The 15,556-nt window shown below is 68.4% G+C and carries 16 protein-coding genes and 1 pseudogene; 13 read left to right on the top strand and 4 right to left on the bottom strand.

Annotated features, from left to right (window positions below):
- Positions 1 to 3 precede the first annotated feature (3 nt).
- From IEY36_RS20920 to IEY36_RS31430, 10 genes and pseudogenes are all read left to right on the top strand, one after another.
- The gene (locus IEY36_RS20920; protein ID WP_188970455.1) at positions 4 to 186 is read left to right on the top strand and encodes a hypothetical protein; all 183 of its coding nucleotides are present in this window, start codon (positions 4 to 6) and stop codon (positions 184 to 186) included.
- Positions 187 to 544: 358 nt separating this feature from the next.
- The gene (locus IEY36_RS20915; RefSeq protein WP_188970453.1) at positions 545 to 1,552 is read left to right on the top strand and encodes a LysR family transcriptional regulator; all 1,008 of its coding nucleotides are present in this window, start codon (positions 545 to 547) and stop codon (positions 1,550 to 1,552) included.
- Positions 1,553 to 1,630: 78 nt separating this feature from the next.
- Positions 1,631 to 2,221 carry a PIG-L deacetylase family protein gene (locus IEY36_RS20910; RefSeq protein ID WP_188970451.1) on the top strand — a complete coding sequence of 197 codons (591 nt, stop codon included), beginning with the start codon at positions 1,631 to 1,633 and terminating at the stop codon, positions 2,219 to 2,221.
- The gene (locus tag IEY36_RS20905) at positions 2,218 to 2,904 is read left to right on the top strand and encodes a 4-carboxy-4-hydroxy-2-oxoadipate aldolase/oxaloacetate decarboxylase (RefSeq protein WP_188970449.1); all 687 of its coding nucleotides are present in this window, start codon (positions 2,218 to 2,220) and stop codon (positions 2,902 to 2,904) included. The genes IEY36_RS20910 and IEY36_RS20905 overlap by 4 nt, the downstream gene beginning before the upstream one ends.
- Positions 2,897 to 3,760, top strand: a complete 864-nt coding sequence (locus IEY36_RS20900) for a substrate-binding domain-containing protein (protein WP_188970447.1) — start codon at positions 2,897 to 2,899, stop codon at positions 3,758 to 3,760. Before IEY36_RS20905 ends, IEY36_RS20900 begins: the two co-directional genes overlap by 8 nt.
- 21 nt (positions 3,761 to 3,781) lie before the next feature.
- Complete coding sequence (locus IEY36_RS20895; RefSeq protein ID WP_188970445.1) at positions 3,782 to 4,777, top strand: Bug family tripartite tricarboxylate transporter substrate binding protein; 996 nt, start codon at positions 3,782 to 3,784, stop codon at positions 4,775 to 4,777.
- Between the two features lie 23 nt (positions 4,778 to 4,800).
- Positions 4,801 to 5,598: an amidohydrolase family protein gene (locus IEY36_RS20890; protein WP_188970442.1), complete on the top strand. Its 798-nt coding sequence runs from the start codon at positions 4,801 to 4,803 to the stop codon at positions 5,596 to 5,598.
- A 22-nt stretch (positions 5,599 to 5,620) separates the two neighbouring features.
- Entirely contained in the window at positions 5,621 to 6,601 is a 981-nt protein-coding gene (locus IEY36_RS20885; protein WP_188970440.1) for a Bug family tripartite tricarboxylate transporter substrate binding protein, read from the top strand.
- A 10-nt stretch (positions 6,602 to 6,611) separates the two neighbouring features.
- Entirely contained in the window at positions 6,612 to 7,490 is an 879-nt protein-coding gene (locus IEY36_RS20880; protein WP_188970438.1) for an amidohydrolase family protein, read from the top strand.
- Positions 7,491 to 7,793: 303 nt separating this feature from the next.
- A pseudogene (locus tag IEY36_RS31430) lies at positions 7,794 to 7,988 on the top strand (hypothetical protein); the annotation flags it as partial.
- 52 nt (positions 7,989 to 8,040) lie between these two features.
- On the opposite strand, the gene IEY36_RS30745 reads toward IEY36_RS31430, so the two are convergent.
- Positions 8,041 to 8,490, bottom strand: coding sequence for a hypothetical protein (locus tag IEY36_RS30745; RefSeq protein ID WP_229681467.1), 450 nt, complete (start codon positions 8,488 to 8,490; stop codon positions 8,041 to 8,043).
- Between the two features lie 135 nt (positions 8,491 to 8,625).
- Positions 8,626 to 9,360 carry a GntR family transcriptional regulator gene (locus IEY36_RS20870; RefSeq protein WP_188970436.1) on the bottom strand — a complete coding sequence of 245 codons (735 nt, stop codon included), beginning with the start codon at positions 9,358 to 9,360 and terminating at the stop codon, positions 8,626 to 8,628.
- Between the two features lie 148 nt (positions 9,361 to 9,508).
- Here IEY36_RS20870 and IEY36_RS20865 point away from each other — a divergent pair, with 148 nt between their 5' ends.
- Genes IEY36_RS20865 through IEY36_RS20855 form a run of 3 tightly spaced genes read left to right on the top strand, consistent with a single transcriptional unit; the run spans position 9,509 to position 12,672 of the window.
- Positions 9,509 to 10,840, top strand: a complete 1,332-nt coding sequence (locus IEY36_RS20865; RefSeq protein ID WP_188970434.1) for an aspartate aminotransferase family protein — start codon at positions 9,509 to 9,511, stop codon at positions 10,838 to 10,840.
- Positions 10,840 to 11,856 (top strand): amino acid ABC transporter substrate-binding protein, encoded by a 1,017-nt coding sequence (locus tag IEY36_RS20860; RefSeq protein WP_188970432.1) that lies wholly within the window; start codon positions 10,840 to 10,842, stop codon positions 11,854 to 11,856. The genes IEY36_RS20865 and IEY36_RS20860 overlap by 1 nt, the downstream gene beginning before the upstream one ends.
- Before the next feature lie 42 nt (positions 11,857 to 11,898).
- The gene (locus tag IEY36_RS20855; protein ID WP_188970430.1) at positions 11,899 to 12,672 is read left to right on the top strand and encodes a class II aldolase/adducin family protein; all 774 of its coding nucleotides are present in this window, start codon (positions 11,899 to 11,901) and stop codon (positions 12,670 to 12,672) included.
- Positions 12,673 to 13,262: 590 nt separating this feature from the next.
- On the opposite strand, the gene IEY36_RS20850 is transcribed toward IEY36_RS20855, so the two are convergent.
- Together IEY36_RS20850 and IEY36_RS20845 are read right to left on the bottom strand one after the other, a co-directional pair.
- The gene (locus IEY36_RS20850) at positions 13,263 to 14,348 is read right to left on the bottom strand and encodes a glycoside hydrolase family 71/99 protein (protein ID WP_188970420.1); all 1,086 of its coding nucleotides are present in this window, start codon (positions 14,346 to 14,348) and stop codon (positions 13,263 to 13,265) included.
- On the bottom strand, positions 14,348 to 15,544 hold the full coding sequence (locus IEY36_RS20845) for a polysaccharide pyruvyl transferase family protein (protein WP_188970418.1): 1,197 nt from the start codon (positions 15,542 to 15,544) through the stop codon (positions 14,348 to 14,350). Before IEY36_RS20845 ends, IEY36_RS20850 begins: the two co-directional genes overlap by 1 nt.
- Positions 15,545 to 15,556 lie beyond the last annotated feature (12 nt).

The raw sequence follows: 15,556 nt of genomic DNA, 5'->3' as shown, positions 1-15,556 counted from the left end.
CGGGTGAAGCCTCGCATCGCGGCGGCCGCGGCGGAAGCCCGGTCAGGCGGTCGCGACCTTCCGCGGACACGGGTCCGCCCCGGCCTGGCCGAGGTCATCACGCAGCCATTGCCCATGATCGCGGAAGCGCCGGACGGCGCCGCCATGCTCGAGCGCAAGCAGGTGAAGCCATCGCTGCACGAATAGCGCGCCCACGCCGCGGTGCCGGTCCAGGACCGCGCCGATCGCCCCCGCGGGACCGCGCGCCAGGCGCAGCGGCTGATGCGCCAGTCGCCCGCCGTCATGCACCGACTACTGAAGTTGCCCCGCTTTTATGGGCGGCTGTTGGGTAGCGATCAGTTGTCGTCGGCCAAGTTCCTTAGCTTCGTATTCGACAGGCGTCGGGAAACGAGCTTCTGGGCTCCGCCACGGTCCGGGCCTATGTTGCATTGCATGTGCTGCGCGGCCCAACACCGGAGCGGGAGCAAGCGTCGCTCCGATCGCCTTCGCCAGAGCCTGCAAATCGTCTGCCGCTGCGACGTCGCATGAATCGGGTTGGCCATCCATGACGCGCCGCTATCTCGACCAACGTCTCAAGCTTCCGATCCTGCGTGTCGTCGATGCGCTCGACGCTCATGGCAGCCTGCTCAAGGCCTCCTCGGCGCTCGGCATCGGCCAGCCGGCAGTGTCGCGCAGCCTCAAGGAAGCTGAGGCGATCATCGGCTTGCAGCTCTTCGAACGCCATTCACGCGGGGTGCGGCCGACGATCGCGGGCGTGGCCGTGGTCCGTCTGGCTCGCCGGGTCCTTGCCGAGCTCCGCCGCGCCGACGAAGAGTTGGACAGCATTGCCGGGCCCGACAGCGGTGTCGTCGCGCTTGGCGCGTTGCCGGTCACCGCCGCGGGGGTACTTCCTGGCGCGCTCATTCGGCTGAAGCGCGAACATCCCGGCATCCAGGTGCGCGTCCAGCAAGGACGCATGGAGGACCTGCTGCCGATGCTCCTGGCGCGTGATATCGACATGGTCGTCGGCCGCCTCTACGCGCCGGCAATCCCCGACGGCTTCGTGCGGGAGGCGCTGTGGGAGGAACCCATCTCCTTCCTCGCCCGGCCCGACCACCCGGTCTTCTCGACCGCCGGGGAGATCACCGCCGCCGCCCTGCGGTCTTACGAACTCGTACTGCCCACCGTCAGCCAGCGCGTCGGGCAGGAAATCGAGCACATGCTATTCCTTCTCGGCATGGCGCAGGGCATGCCGATGCGCTCCAGCTCCTACGGTTTCATCCGGGAGATGTTGCTCGCGACGGACCACATTTCGGTCATGCCGCGGCTGATGATGGCGGGTGACTTGCTGCGCGGCGCGCTGCGCGTGATTCCCCTTCGTATCCCGGCGCCGCCACGGTCTGCGGGCCTGGTGCTGCCACGCGACAGGCGGCTGTCGCCGGCCGGTGCCGCCTTCGCCGAAAGCCTGCGCGCGCATATCGCGGAAATCGCGACGCGTGGCCTGGCCGATATGCCGAACCCTGATAGCTCGGCCCGAAAAAGCGATAAGACGGGAAGGCGCCGTCGCTCCTAGCTTGCCGATCGCACGCCCGGTTCAGGGACGGCAGGAGGAACGGATGCCCCAGCACGGCGCCGCGAAAGCGGCATACCCATGAGCAACCCTCGCACGGCGCTGGTGGTGAGCGCCCATTCCGCCGATTTCGTCTGGCGCTGCGGCGGCGCCATCGCGCTGCATGCCGAGAAGGGCTTCAAGGTCACGGTGGTTTGCCTGTCCTATGGCGAGCGCGGCGAATCGGCCAAACTGTGGCGCGTGCCCGGCATGACGCTCGACCGCGTGAAGGCATCGCGCGAGGTCGAGGCGAAGAAGGCCGCCGAGGCGCTCGGCGTGCACGACATCCAGTTCTGGGACCTCGGCGACTACCCGATCACGCTGAGCAATGACTCGCTGTTCCANCACAATCCGGGGCAGAAGGTGCTCGGCGCCCCGCCGGTCTTCCTGTTCGAACCGCATCAGCCGGAACAATGCGGCTGGAAGCCCGATGTGCTGCTCGACATCGGCAGCGTGTGGGAGAAGAAGCGCGCCGCCATCGAATGCATGGAAGGGCAGGAGCACCTGTGGGAATACTACACGCGCGTCGCCCTGCAGCGCGGTGCCCAGGCTGCCCGCAATTCCGACAAGACCATCAAATGGGGCGAGGGCTTCCAGTCCGTCTTCCCGCATGTGGTGGAAAGCCTGGCATGAGCCTGGTACGCCGCAACCCCGCGCGCGTCCCGGCGGACATCGTCGCCGGCTTCGCATCGCATGGCGTCGCTACGGTGCATGAGGCCCAGGGCCGCACGGGCTTGCTTGCCTCCGACATGCGCCCGGCCTGGCCGCGCGCGCGGGCCGCCGGCACCGCCGTCACCGTATCTCTGCCGCCGGCCGATAATTGGATGATCCACGTCGCGGTCGAGCAATGCCGCGAGGGCGACCTCCTCGTCGTCGCGCCGACCTCGCCCTCCGATGCCGGGTATTTCGGGGAGCTGCTCGCCTGTTCCCTGCGCGCCAGGGGTGTCGCTGGCCTCGTCATCGAAGGCGGCTGCCGCGACGTGGTGGCGCTGGAGGCGATGGGCTTTCCGGTCTGGAGCCGCGCCATCTCCGCACAAGGCACGGTGAAGGAGACGCTTGGCTCGGTGAACCAGCCGCTGGTCTGCGCCGGCCAGCTCGTGGAACCGGGCGACTTGGTGCTGGCCGATGATGACGGCGTCGTCGTGGTGCGGCGGACGGACGCCGCGCAAGTGTTGCAGGCCGCCGCGGCGCGCGATGCCAAGGAAGCGGTGACGCGTGAACGGCTCATGGCGGGAGAGCTCGGCCTCGACATCTACGGCATGCGGGACGCGCTGGCGCGCAAGGGCCTGCGGTACGAGGACGCCCCCCATGGCTGAGGCAGCGCCCCTGCGTGCGGCGATCGGACGCTACGCGCACACCGAGGCGCTGCTGGCGGACGACGTCGCTGCGGCAGAGCTCGGCCTCGCCTTCGTCGATGTGCCGGTCATCAGCCGTGCCTTTGCTCCAATGGTGCGGGATGCACGTTACGATGTCAGCGAGATGGCGATCGCCACCTTCCTGATGGCGAAGGCATCCGGCAATCCGCTAGTGCTGCTGCCGGTGACGCTGGCTGCGCGATTCCAGGAACCGGCGCTGCTGTGCCGTGCCGATGGACCGGTGCGCGGACCGGCGGATCTCGCGGGCCGCAACATTGGAGTCCGCGCCTATAGCCAGACGACCGGGATGTGGCTGCGTGGCGTCCTGCAAGACCGCCACGGCGTTGCGCCGGAGACGATCCGCTGGGTGACTTTCGAGGATGCCCACCTGCCGGAATATCGCGACCCGCCCTGGGCCGAACGTGCGCCCGCGGGCGCCGACATGACACGGATGCTGCGCGAAGGCACGCTCGACGCCGCCATCTTCGGCAACGACGTGCCGGACGACCCGGCGCTGCGCACCGTCTTCCCCGACCCCGTCGCCGCGGGGGCCGACTTCCAGGCGGCCTTTGGCTTCATGCCGGTCAACCACCTCGTGACGGTCCAGCGCGACCTCGCCCGGCGCGAACCGGATCGTGTGGCGCGGCTTGCACGGCATTTCAGCGCGGCGGCAACGGCGGCATCGCTGCCGGTCGGCCGCGACGCGCTGGCAATGCCGCTCCGGCACGCCGTTGAATTCTGCGTCGCGCAAGGCCTGCTCATGCGACCATTGTCACTCGAGGACATCTGGGAAGGCCTGCCACGACAAGTGGCCTAACAAGAACAAGGAGGAATCGGCATGACAGATTTCGACGGCAAGCGGACCAGCCGGCGCGGCGTGCTGCGCGGCGCCGCCCTCGCGGCGGCATGGCCAGTTGCAGGCCAGGCCCAGACCGGCACCTATCCGAACGGCCCAATCCGCATCATCGTCGGCTTCGGGTCCGGCGGCCTCGCGGATGTGACGGTGCGCCTGGTCGGTGAGAAGCTCGCGGCACGGCTCGGGCATCCTGTGGTGGTGGAGAACCGGCCCGGCGCGGGCGGGTCGCTCGCCGCGCGCGCCGCCGCAACGGCCGAGCCGAGCGGGCAGACCCTCATCGTCATCAGCACGGGGAATGCGATCAACGCGTCGCTGTTCCGCTCGCTGCCCTACGATCCCGTCCGCGACTTCACGCCCATCTCGGCGCTGGTCTCGTTCGACCTGCTGCTGCTCGCGGCCGTCGGCAGCCCGCTGCGCAGCGTGCAGGACGTGCTGGCCGCCGGGCGGCCCGGTGGTCGCGGCCTGGTGATCGCCACCATCAGCGCGGGTAGCACGCAGAATCTCGCGGCAGAGTGGCTCAAGAACGCCGGCGGCCTCGATGCCACCATCGTCACCTATCGCAGTACCGGCGAGGTTCTGACGGCGGTGCAACGCGGCGATGCGCAGATCGGCTTCGAATCCTACGCCGCAGCGCGCGGGGCCATCGATGGCAATCTGTTGCGCCCGGTGGCCAGCACGGGCGAACGCCGATCGATGCTGCTGCCGGACCTGCCCACGCTGCGCGAGGCCGGCCTTGGCGAATATGCCGTGACGGGATGGAACGCGCTGTTCGCGCCGGCGGCCACGCCTGCGCCGGTGGTTGCCCTGCTCAACCAGCAGATCGCGGCGATCCTCGCAATGCCGGAGATCCGCGAGAGGCTGCTGGGCCTCGGCGTCGAGCCCGCCCCGAACTCGCCGGAGGCGATGGGCACGCTGCTGCGCCAGGACATCGCCACCTGGGCACGCGTCATCGACGCCGCGGGCATCGAGCGTCAATAGCGGCAGCCGCCGGGAGGACCATCATGGCGACCACGCCGATCATCGATTGCCACGCCCATATCTGGACCGCGGACATGCCGCTGGTGGCCAATCCGCGTCACCGCCTCGACTACGACTTCACCGTCGAACAGTATCTCGCCATCCTCGATGAGCACGGCGTGAGCCTGGCGGTGATCGCCGCGGCCAGCCCCTATGGCGACTACAACGACTACACCATCGATTGCCTACGCCGTTCCCCGCGGCTGCGCGGAACTGTGATCCTCGATCCGAGCGTCGACCGCAGCACGATGGAATGGATGAACGATGCGGGCGTCGTCGGCGTCCGGCTGCCCTTCATCAACCGCGACGACCTGCCGGACCTCAACTCCTTCGAATACCGCCGCTTCCTGCGCCGCTGCCGCGACCTCAACTGGCATATCCATCTACATGTCGAAGGCGCCAAGCTGCCGGCGCTGCTGCCGCCACTGGAAGCATCGGGCGTCAAGCTGGTGATCGACCATATGGGCCGGCCGGACCCGGAACTGGGGATAGCGAGCGAGGGATTCCAGGCCATGCTGGCCGCCATTCAGCGTGGCCGGACCTGGGTGAAGCTCTCGGGCGGCTATCGACTCGGCCCCCAGTCGTCGGACTACGCGCGTGCATTGGTGCGCGAGGCGAGCGCCGAACGCCTGGTCTGGGCAAGCGATTGCCCCTTCGCGGGCCATGAGGGCCAGATCACCTATCGCGAGACGATCGACTGGCTCATCGACTGCGTGCCGGATGCCGCGACGCGCGCGACCATCTTCGGGGCGACGCCGCTCGGCCTCTACTTCTCGCAATGAACGACAATCGGGAGGAACGATCATGATCGGACAGGGACTGCGCCGCAGGCTTCTCTTCGGACTAGCGGCGGGGTCGGCATTCGCGCCTGGAATCGCTCGAGCCGCCTATCCGGACCGGCCCATACGGGTGGTCGTGCCGTTTCCGCCCGGCGGCACGGTGGATGTCACGGCGCGCCCAATCTTCGCCAAGGCCGGCGAACTGCTCGGCAACGCGTCCTTCGTGCTCGACAGCCTGCCGGGCGCGGGCGGCAATATCGGGACGCAGCGCGTCGCGCGGTCGCCGGCGGATGGCTACACGCTGCTGTTCACCGCACCGAACCTCACCATCAACCCCACCCTGTTTCCCGACAGCGGCGTCGACCCGCTGCGGGACTTCGCGCCAATCTCCCTGGTCGCGCAGATCCCCGAGATCCTGATCAGCCCGGTCTCGGCACCCTTCACGACCTTCGCCGAGTTCGTCGCCTATGCGCGGCAGAATCCCGGCAAGCTGAGCTATTCCTCGGCGGGTATCGGCTCGCATCCGCATGTGACGATGGAACTGATGCTGCGCCGGCTCGGCATCGAAGTGCTCCACGTGCCCTATCGCGGCGCCGCCCCGGCGCTGACTGACCTTGTGGCCGGGCGCGTCGCCCTCAAGCTTGACAGCCTCGCGACCTCGAAGCCGCATCTGGATGCCGGGACCATCCGCGTGCTGGCGACCGCCGGCGCGCATCGTTCTCCACAGATCCCGGATGTGCCCACCATCGCGGAATCCGGCCTGCCCGGCTTCGAGGGCATCCTCTGGATGGGCGTGCTCGCGCCTGCCGGCACGCCCCCGGACGCCGTCGGCGCCCTCTCGCGCGCCCTCATCGCGGCCGTGCGTGCGCCGGACGTGACTGAGCGCCTCAACGCCCAGGGCGTCGAACCGGTCGGTTCCTCGCCCGATGATTTCCGCGCCCTCATAGCGCGGGAAATCCCGCAATGGCGCGAGGTGATCCGCGCCTCCAACATCCGCGCGGAATGACGGAGAACCCATGACCCCGCCGCTGACCCCGCCCCCCGATCCCAATCCGCGCAAGCCGCGCCTGGTCTGCCCGCCAGGCTCGGTCGATTGTCAGGTCCATCTGTTCGGGCCGGCGGCGGAATACCCCTTCGATCCCGGCAGCCGCTACATCTCCGAGGACGCGCTACCCGAGACGAACATCGCACTCCAGGACACGCTCGGCCTGGCCCATGCGGTGATCGTCAGCGGCGGTGGCTATGGCATGAGCACCCGCCACCTTGAGGACACGCTGCGCCGCTTCCCCGACCGCTTCCGCGGCGTCGCGCTGCTGCCGCCGGAAGTGACGCAGGCTGAGATGGAGCGGCTGCATGTGCTGGGGGTGCGCGGCTGCCGGTTCGTCAGCCCGAGCCACGGCGCGCATCTGCCCCACCTGTCCGAGCGCGTGGCGGCGATGGCCGCCGAGCTCGGATGGGTCGTGCAGTTCTATCCGTCGCCCCGTGATCTGGACGATCATGCGGAGCGGCTCATGGCGCTGACCGCGCCCGTGGTGCTCGACCATTTCGCCGCGATCCCGGCGGAGGGCGGCGTCGACCAGCCTGCCTTCCGCACCGTCCTGCGCATGCTCGATTCCGGGAAGGTCTGGGTTCGCCTGTCCGGCCCGATGCGCTGCACGCCGGAGGACTTCCCCTATCCCTCCGTCACGCCGCTCGCCCATGCGCTTGTGGCGCATGCGCCGGAACGGCTCGTCTGGGGATCGGACTGGCCGCATGTGAACATGCGAGGGCGCGTCATGCCCAATGATGGCGACCTTCTCGACATGATGCTGGACTGGGTGCCGGATGAGGCGACACGGGCGCGGATCCTGTCGGATCAGGCACGACACCTCTATGACCTGCCTGACCCGGTCTGATTTCCAGGACAACTCCGCCCGGGAGGCGCTTTGGCTCACGTTCCGACCGGTGCAGCGAGACGTGCTTGCCATGTCGCAGTCGTTCTGGCTGGACGCAGGCGTGGCCTGCCCCTCGCGCCCGGATGGACATTGGGACTGCACGGCATCCTTTGCGGTTCACTCGCCGGAACGCGGAAGGCAGCTATCGGTCAGATCCAGTCGTATCTCGGGCGATGAACTCGGTCAGATCGAACACTGCCGCACTACCCGCACATTCTGCTCGACTTCCTTCCGACGGGAAGCATTGGTGCTGACGCGCCGCGGGTGAAGAGATCCCGCGAAAGCAACCCCGGCAAGTCCCGGGCTTCAGGTGATGGGAGTGCCGCATTGGGCGGCATCCCGCACGAGGAACAACCCCGGAGCCCCACCGGCAAGCGGGCCGAGGTGCTGCGGGTGATCTCCGCCGAAACCGGCGCGACGCTCGCGGAGATCACGACGCTGACCGGCTGGCTGCCGCACACTGCCCGTGCCGCTGTCACCGGACTTCGCAAGCGGGGTTTCGATGTGGCGCTCAGCCGCTGCGCCGACCGCCGATCCCGCGCTGCTTCGATTGATCCTGCGGACGCAACGGTCGGCTGGAGAAAGCCTGCGCGTGACCGACCGTCGGCGCGGCGACCATGCCCAGCGCGGCGGCTGCGAATGTCCGGCGGTTCAGTAGCACGTGATGATCCTCCGCGCGCGGAATCAGCGCTTCTCGATGTTCCAGAATACCAGCGGCGCGCTGCGGATCACGCCGCTCAGCTCGCGCCGCCAGGCGAAGGGCGAATAGTAGTTGCCCGTCAGGATCACCGGCAGGAAGTCCCACAGCGCGCGCCAGCTCCTCGAGGATCGCCTCGCGGCGTGCCGCGTCGGGTTCCGCGGCATAGGCTGCACGCAGCCGCTCGATGTTCTCGTCGCAGGGCCAGCCGAGATAGCTTCGCTTCGCGCAATTGGTTGTGATCACAAATACGTAGCCAGGCAAGCGTCATCTCGACGCTCCGGAAGCCGAAATTTGCACCCGTGTCTTTCAGTACCTGTGGGAGACTCGCCGCGCAGGCCGAGCGCGCTGATCAACGGCGCGGCGCGCCCTGCCCCCTCCCGGGTCGCCGCAATGTCGCTACCGCGCCGCCGATTGTCGCCGGCGGATCGGCCGTGGCGCGGCAGAGGCCTCGCCCTCGAACTGCACGGCGTCGATCAGGAAAGCCGTCATCCGCTCGATCTCGGTCTTGAGCTCCTGCGCGGCCTCCTCGCCGGCGCCGCGGCGCAGGGCAGCGAGCATCAGTTCATGCCGGTGCGCCGCCTGCGGCGGGCGCCCCATCAGGATCCAACGCGCATCCCAGAAGAGTGGGCCGCGCCGGAGCCACAGCGCCTCGATCATGCTGAGCAGCATCGGCGCGTCAGCCTCGCGATAGAGCCCGAACAGGAACTCCCGGTCCTTCTGGAGATAGACCTCGGGCCTGCCGGCAGCGCGCGCGGCATCGTGCTCGGCGACCACTGCCGTCAGCGCGTCGAGCTTGCGCGCATCCACGCGCGTCGCGGCCAGGCGGATGGCGAGCGGCTCAAGTTCCGCACGGATCGCGCTGACCTCCCGGAACGCCGCGCGGGTCAGGCGCGGAACCAGGACGGTACCAGACGGGAGGGCGTCCAGGGCCTGTTCGGTGGCCAGCCGGCGAAGCGCGGTCCGGGCGGGCATCGGGCTGGTGCCGAGCGCCTCGGCGATCCGGCGGATCGAGAGCTTGTCCCCGGGGCTGAAAATACCTTCCATCAGCGCCTGGCGCAGCCGGCGATAGGCCTGCTCCTCAAGAGGCAGGTCGTCGGCGTCGATATCAGGGATGCGGAGAGTGATTGTCATAGTCCGATCTTTGTGATCACATTTGCCGTGTAAACTACATGCCACACTGGGGCTCGCACCCCGAACAGATTTCTCCGTGGCCCATACCGGAGTGCCCGCTCATGACCAACCGGCTGCCGTCCGTCCATCCCGCCCCTAGAGGTACGTCATGAGCGCGGCCCTGGACGGCCGCCGGAACAGCCTCGACCTGCCTGGCGCGGTCGAGGCCGCCCGCGCGGCATATGCCGCGAAGCGGCCGCTCAGCGCGGCCCTGCATGAGCGGGCGCTGGAGGTCCTGGGCGGCGGCAACACCCGTACCGTCATCGCCTATGGCCCCTTCCCGACCGCGATGACGCGGGGCGAGGAATGCCGGCTCTGGGATCTCGACGGCCACGAATATCTCGACCTCTGCGGTGAATACACGGCGGGGCTGTTCGGCCATTCAGAGCCACGCATCCATGCCGCGCTGCACGACGTCCTGCGGCGCGGCATCAACTTCGCCTCGGTCGGGCCGGGCGAGGAAAAGCTTGCGCGCCTGCTGTGCGGCCGCATCCCCTCGCTCGAGCGGGTACGCTTCACCAACAGCGGTACCGAGGCGAACCTGATGGCGCTGACCGCCGCGCGGGCCTTCACAGGCCGCCCGAAGATCATGGCCTTCCGCGGCGGCTACCATGGCGGCGTGTTGACCTTCCCCTTCGCCGGCAGCAGCCTCGCGACCCTGCCTCTGCCCTTCGTGCTCGCGGATTACAACGACATCGCCAGCGCCACCGCCGTCGCGCAGGAACATGCGGCGGACCTGGCCGCGATCATCGTCGAGCCCATGCAGGGGTCCGGTGGCTGCATCCCGGGTACGACCGAGTTCCTCGCGGCGCTCAGGGCGCTAGCCAATGAGACCGGCGCGCTGCTGATCTTCGACGAGGTAATGACCAGCCGCCATTCTGCCGGCGGGATGCAGGCAAGGCTTGGCATCACGCCGGACATGACGACGCTCGGCAAATACATCGCCGGCGGCATGTCCTTCGGCGCCTTCGGTGGGCGGGAGGACATCATGGCGCAATTCGGCGGCAAGCTCGCCCATGCCGGCACCTTCAACAACAACGTGCTGTCGATGAATGCGGGCGTTGTCGCGATGGGCGAGATCTTCACCGCCGAGGTGGCGGAGGCGCTGTACCGGCGCGGCGAGGCGCTGCGCGCGCGGCTGAACGGACTGGCCGCTGCGGCCGGGGCGCCGCTCTCCTTCACCGGCATCGGTTCCATGGTGAGCGTGCATTTCCGCACGCCCGCGCCCAACCGCCCCTATGCGCAGGGCCAGGGCGAGGAACAGCTTCGCGAGCTGTTCTTCTTCGACATGCTGGAAGCCGGCATCTACCTGGCCCGGCGCGGCATGGTCGCGCTCAGCCTGCCGGTGGGTGAGGCGGAGCTCGACCGCTTCGCGGTCGCCGTCGCCGCTTTCGTGGACAATCGCGCGGAACAGCTCCGCGCCGGGGGGATTCTCGGCTGATGCGCACATCGATCTTCGCCTGCCTCGCGGCGGGCCTGCTGGGTCTCGCCGCGCCGGCGAGCGCCGGACCGACGCTGGATGCGGTGCGCCAGAACGGCTCCGTACGCTGCGGTGTGCCCTCCGGCGTCGCGGGCATGGCGCGCCCCGACTCGCAAGGCCGCTGGGTCGGCCTGCACGCCGACATCTGCCGCGCGATCGCCGCGGCGGCGCTGGGCGATGCGGAGAAGGTCCGCTTTGTGCCCCTCACCGCGCAAAGCCGCTTCACTGCGCTGCAGAGCGGCGAGGTCGACGTGCTTGTCTACCTCACCGCCCTGACCCTGTCGCGCGATGCGACCCTGGGCCTGAGCATCGTCGCGCCGCCGTACTTCTATACAGGCCAGGGCTTCCTGGTGCGCCGCAGTCTCAATATCACGCGCGCGACGGAACTCGACGGCGCCACGGTCTGCGCCACCCAGGGCAGCGTCATCGAACGGAACCTGAACGACTTCGCGCAACGTTCGAATATCCGTCTGACGACGATCGCCTTCGACACCCAGCCGAGTGTCATCGCCGCCTTTTTCGCCGGGCGCTGCGATGCCATCAGCAACGACATGATTAGCCTCAGCGCCAACCGCCTTGCTGCACCCGATCCGAATGCGGTGATGCTGCTGCCAGAGCTGATCGCCAAGGAACCCCACGGCGCGATGGTGCGCAACGGCGATGCCGAATGGGGCCTGCTGGTGCGCTGGACCGTCTCCGCACTGATACAGGCAGAGGAATTCGGCCTGACGCGCGAGAATGTCGAGGCTACGCGCGCCAGCACCACGGACCCGCAGATCCGCCGGTTCCTCGGGCTGAACGAAAATGTCGGCACTGGGCTTGGGCTGCGCGACGATTGGGCCTTCCAGGTCGTCCGCCAGGTGGGCGACTATGGCACGCTGTATGAGCGCCACGCAGGCGCGCAGGGGCTCGGGCTTGATCGTGGCTTGAATCGCCTCTGGACTCAGGGTGGGATGATGATGAGCTGGCTCTGGTAATGCCGCCGGCGGCGATCGTTGGAAGACGGAAAGGACGCATCCATGGACAGCCTGCAGTCGACCCCACCTGACCTGCTCGAAGCCCAGCGCCGGCAGGCCCGCATCGACCTCGCCGCCGCACACCGGCTTGCCGTTCTCGACGACTACCATGAGGCGATTGACAATCACTTCACGCTGCTGGTGCCGGGCCGTCCGCGGCGCTTCTACCTGAACGAGTTCGGCCTGCACTGGGGCGAGGTCACGGCCAGCAACCTGATCGAGGTCGCTTTCGACGGCGAGGTCGTCGAGGGCAAGGGACCGGCCGACCGCAGCGCCATCTGCATCCATGCGCCGATCCACGAGGCCACCGGCGCGGCCTGCGTGCTGCATACGCACATGCCGTACTGCACGGCGCTGTCGCAGCTCGAGGACATGACCGTCGAGATGACGGGCCAGGGCGCGCTGCAGTTCAACAACCGCATCGCCTACGACTACGACTACAACGGCTTCGCGCATGAACATGTGGAAGGCGAGCGTATGGCGGCGCTGATGGGCGACAAGGTCATCCTGATGATGGCCAATCATGGCGTCGTCGTGACCGGCGACAGCGTCGCGCAGGCCTATCGGCGCCTCTATTTCCTGGAACGTGCCTGCCGGACCCAGCTCTTCTCGATGTGGACGGGCCAGCGCCGGCGCTTCGTGAAGGAAGACGTGCTGGAGAGGATGCGCGCTCAGGCTGGTTGGAAAGACCCGACCATGTCGATGAGCGGCGCCGACTACCACTTCGCCGCACTCAAGCGGATGCTCGATCGGACGCAGCCGGACTACGCGCAATAGCCCTCTTCTGCCAACGCCTGCTGCTCAGAACCCATCCGTCCGCTCGCGCGGCCCAATGGACATGGTGGGCCAGGCCTGATCGATCCGGCGGTTCTAGTATGGGCGACGATGTCGTCATGGCTCTGGAAGGCACTGTCAGAGCCCTTCCGGGAAGTTCGTGATTCATGCTGAGGACGTTGGTGCAAGGCGGTGCGGATCATAGCCATGCGGACGGAGGCGGCGGTTGCGACCGATCGGACCGATGATGCGCTCGACGAAGTCGAAGAACCGCCGCGCCCGACGCAGCGGCGGCTCACTTCGCCCACCTCCAACTCCATGAGGCACTGCGCGGTGAAGCCGATCATCTTGCGCAGGAAGTTGGTGTCGGCGGACTTCTTCAGCGGGCCCCGAAGCCACATCGATTCGCCGGGAATCGTAGTCGATCCAAGATGAGGGACTGCTGGTATCAGCAACCCAACCCTGGCCAGGGATCACCACCGTGGCCGCCCGCGGCGGTCCGCTACGCTAAGGCAGGGGCATCACTTCGCGTCCCGTGCTCTGGCCATACTACACCACCACCAAGGAGGCGACCGCCATCCGCGGAGCGTCAGTCACGGGCCGAGCGCCTGACGCAATGCCCTGAGGCGGGAATCGTCGAAGGGCAGTGTCGGCACCAGCCAGCCACCCTCGTCATTCTCATTCCAGGCATAGATCAAGCCGAAGCCCGCCGAAGCCGGATGCTGCGTGGCCCATGCCCGTGCCCGCGCCGCATGGGCGGCAATCTCCCCGGCGGTCCCGTCGCGGTAGTAGCGGTCCATCCCAGCGCCGGGGCGCTGCGCGCCCTCCCAGGGTACCGGGTTGGCAACGCGCGGGCGGCGGTCCCATCCGGCCATCGCCGTTGGAACCACCTTGAGGCCAGTCGCGGCCAGCGCCTCCCATCGCGCCTCGGCGAGCGCCGAGAGCGCACGATAGGGTTCGCCGCGCGCCGCCCCATCGGCAATGCTGTAGGAACTCAGCGCATCCGCGCCGATCTGCCGCGCGAGTTCCGCCAATTCGGGCCGTACCATCAGCACGAGGAACGGATCTCCGGCCTCCGACCGCCGCGCCTGCTGGCGGAAGCGATCCACCGCCGCGGCCAACCCCACCGGCCCGCCCCAGCGTTCCTCGACCAGCCGTTGGCTGAGGAACCCAAGGAAATAGACCGGCCGGCCATCGGCCAGGCGCAGTTGGTCGGGGTGGCGCAGCAGCATCGCGTGTTCGGCGATCAATGCCGCCGGCTGCGCGGCGCTGCCCCAGTTGCGCAGTTCGCAGATGAGGCAAAAACGCAGGCCGCGCCGTTCGCTGCTGGCAAGGAACAACTCCAGCCCGCGTCCCATCGCGCTGCCTCGCGGATAGGCAAGGAAGGCGAAGAAGCCAAGCCCGCCGGCGCGCGCCAGCGCGATCTCGCGGTCCATCACCGCCTGGCTGCCGCCGTCGATGCGCGCGCTGCTATCGGGGTTCAGCGCGGCGAAGAAGGGCAGGCGATGATGGTATTCGGGCGGCGACAGACTGCGTTCCACCGCGCGCGTCGTCGGGCTGCCCGGCACCTGCCACGCATCCCAGCGGATGGCGCCCATCGGAGCGGCCGCCGGCAGCCGGCGGGCCGCGAGAAGCGCCCCGGCCGCCCCGAGCAACGTGGCGCGGCGGGAGAGCCGCATCAGGCGGCCACGGGCTGGCTCGCCTCGGCGTCATGGAATTCCAGCGCCAGCCCGTTGCGCGCGAAGAACAGGCGCCATTCCATCGCAAGCCGGCCGATCTGCGCAATGAAGGGCGCGTAGTCGAGTTCGCCGGCGCGTTCCAGCACTTCCTCCGCCGGCACCGGCCGGTCGAGAATGATATGCGGCAGGCGCAGCAGATCGCACAGTTCCCGCGTGCGCATGTCATGCACCAGGTAGAGCGCCGGCGTGCCCGCCAACAGCGCCGCGACATTGCCGTGGAAGCGCGACCCGATCGCGACACTCATCGTCGCCATGCAACCGACCCAATCCTCCACCGAGAAGAAGATGCGGATGCGCCGTTCGAGGAAGGCGCGCAGGTCGTCGCGGGAAGGGGAGACATCGAACAGCTCGGCGACCTGCTGCACGGCCGCCGCGGCCCTGTCCGGCTGGGCCTCGGCCATGGCGGTGAGCAGGTCCATCTCCGCCCGTTCGTTCTGCAGCACGTAGAAGGCGTTCTCCTGCAGCATGCGCTGGAACAGGCCGTTCTCCGAGACGCGCATCGCTTCCGGGTACAGTGCGTGACGGCGCACATTGTTGGAGAAGTTCAGCGCCACCTTGTCGCGGCTCGGCACCGCCTGGCCAAGCCGGGTCAGCGTCTCGGCCGTCAGGCTCAGCAGGGAGGGGCAGCCGACGATGCTGGTGTTGCGGATGCCCATCTCCCACAGCACCTCGGCGGTGAAGCTGCCGCGCACGCCGATCGACCCTCCGCGCTCGGCCATCAACCGCAGGAAGCGTTCAGTGCCTGGCTTGAGCGCCGGCGCCTCCCCGGGGCGCAGTTGCGAGCCGAGGCCGAAGCAGAAGATCGGCAATTTGGTGCGCGCGAAGTAGTCGGCATGCGCCGTGAGATCCACGCCATTGCCGACGAAGTTCGAGGCCGGCACGACAAGCATGTCGAAATGCTCGTGCAGCCGTTCGGCCGGGATCACCCCGAAGCCGGGATGGAACGCCTTGTGCGCGCAATCCATGCCGTGGAACAGGCCGTGGCCGATGAACAGGTTGCCGGTATTGGCGCCGGTCGCCTCCAGCCCCTGCGCCAGGCTGTCGTAGGCGGCGACATGCGCCGGCGCGCCCCAGTAGCAGACGCGCTTTCCGGGGGCAGAGATGCGGAACAGTCGCGGCAGGGCAGGATCCGTCATGGAGGCCTCCTT

This window comes from Neoroseomonas lacus (assembly GCF_014644535.1).
GTDB classification, from domain to species: domain Bacteria; phylum Pseudomonadota; class Alphaproteobacteria; order Acetobacterales; family Acetobacteraceae; genus Neoroseomonas; species Neoroseomonas lacus.
The sequence above is the reverse complement of the archived record's forward strand: the minus strand, read 5'-3'. Positions and strand labels throughout refer to the sequence as shown.